The sequence below is a fragment of the Actinomycetospora sp. genome (assembly GCF_036497585.1).
Taxonomy (GTDB): domain Bacteria; phylum Actinomycetota; class Actinomycetes; order Mycobacteriales; family Pseudonocardiaceae; genus Actinomycetospora.
On the sequence record NZ_DASXJD010000230.1, the window covers coordinates 1 to 1,871 of the forward strand.

Genomic DNA, 1,871 nt, shown 5'->3' on the forward strand with positions numbered 1-1,871 from the left:
CCATCGTCAGCTCCCAGAAGGCCACGTCGAACCCGGGCGAGGCGAACTGCAGCACCCGCGCGCCGGGACGCAGACCGAGCCGTCCCGTGGCCGTCGCCACCAGCGATCCCACGACGCGGTGGGGCAGCACGACGCCCTTGGCCCGGCCCGTGGAGCCGGACGTGTGGATGACGTACGCGGCGTGGTCCGGGCGCAGTGCCGGGATCGGCGGGGCCGGCGCGGACGGCAGGTCCTCCAGGCACAGCAGGTCGACGCCGTCGAGGGGCAGGTCCGCGGCGACAGTGCGGGTGGTGACGACGAGCCTCACGCCCGCGTCCGCCGTCGTGAAGCGCAGCCGCTCGGCCGGGTAGTCGGGGTCGAGCGGGAGGTACGCGGCCCCGGCACGGAGCACCCCGGCGAGGCCCGCGACGAGGTCGGGCGTCCGCGGCAGGGCGACCCCGACGACGTCGTCGGGCCCGCATCCCCGCTCCGCCAGCGCGGCCGCGACCCGCCCGCTGCGCGCGTCGAGCTCGCGGTAGGTCCAGGTGAGGGTCGCGCCGTCCGGGTCCTCCCCGACGACGGCGGGAGCGTCCGGTCGCGCCGCGACCTGCGCGTCGAGGAGCTCCGGCCAGGTCGGGGTGCCGGTGGCGACGGCGGTGTCGTTCCAGTCGTGCACGACGAGCCGGTGCTCGGCCTCCCCGAGCGGGTCGATCCGTGCGATCGGCAGGTCGTCGGCCGTCGCGTCGGCGCTGCCGGCCATCGCCGCGAGCACCCGGGCGAGCCGATCGGCCCAGGCGCGCCCCTCGGCCCCGTCGAGGTGGTGGGCGACGTGGACATCGAGGCCTTCGGTGCCCGCGGCCACGACGCAGAGCGGGTAGTGCGTGCCATCCTCGGCCTCGACCGGGCCGACGGCCACGTCGTCGGGACCGGTGAGCGCGGCACCGTCGACGGGGTAGTTCTCGACCACGAGCAGCGTGTCCGCGAGCTGGGCTAGCCCGGTGGTCCGCGTGATGGGGGCGAGCCCGACGTGCGTGAGGTCGGTCAGCGCGGCCTGCTCGTCGCGGACCTGCTCGAGCAGGTCGCCGAGCCGGGTGGCCGGGGCCGGCCGCACGCGCACCGGGACGGTGTCGATGAACAGCCCCACGGTGCCGGTGACGTCCACCGCGCCGCCGCGCCCGGACACCGTCTGCAGCATGACGACGTCGCCGGTGCCCGTCGCCCACCCGAGCACGACTCCCCACGCGACCTGCAGGATCGTCGCCGTCGTGACGCTGCGGCGGCGGGCGAGGGCGCGGAGTCGCTCGCGGGTCGGGTCCGCCACGTCGACCGGGGTGCGCTCGGGCACCGGGTCGTCGGAGACGTCCTCGGGCGCGACGATCGTGGGACCGGTCAGGCCCGCGAGGTGCTCACGCCAGGCGTCGAGGTCCCGGGCGGGGTCGCGGCCGGCGAGGCGCGCGAGGTGGTCGCGGTAGGCCGGGGCGGGGCGGCTCGGCGCGCGATCGGCCCAGGTGTCGAGCAGGTCGCGGACGAGGATCGGCATGGACCAGCCGTCGACGGCGACGTGGTGGACGGTGAGCACCAGGTGGTGATCGCTCCCCGTCCCGGTGACCAGGCTCGCGCGCAGCAGGGGGCCGTGGGTGAGGTCGAAGGCGCGGCGGTCGTGCGCCTGCACCCGCGCGAGGAGAGCGCTCGTGCGGCTGGAGCGATCGGATCCTCCCCTCGCGGTCGGGTCCGGGGCGTCGACGACGCGGAACCCGCCGGGCGGCGGTTCGGCGAGGACGACGGCGAGCGGGCGCCCGTCGGGGCCCGCGGGGAGCACGGTGCGCAGTGCGTCGTGCCGGGCGACCGTGGCGGTGACCGCGCGCTCGAGGGCGGCGACGGAGCGGTCGTCG

Annotated in this window: 1 protein-coding gene; it reads right to left on the reverse strand. The window is 77.1% G+C overall.

Annotated features, from left to right (window positions below):
* A partial coding sequence (locus tag VGH76_RS24480; protein WP_331559362.1) for a condensation domain-containing protein occupies positions 1–1,871 on the reverse strand: 1,871 nt, incomplete at both ends.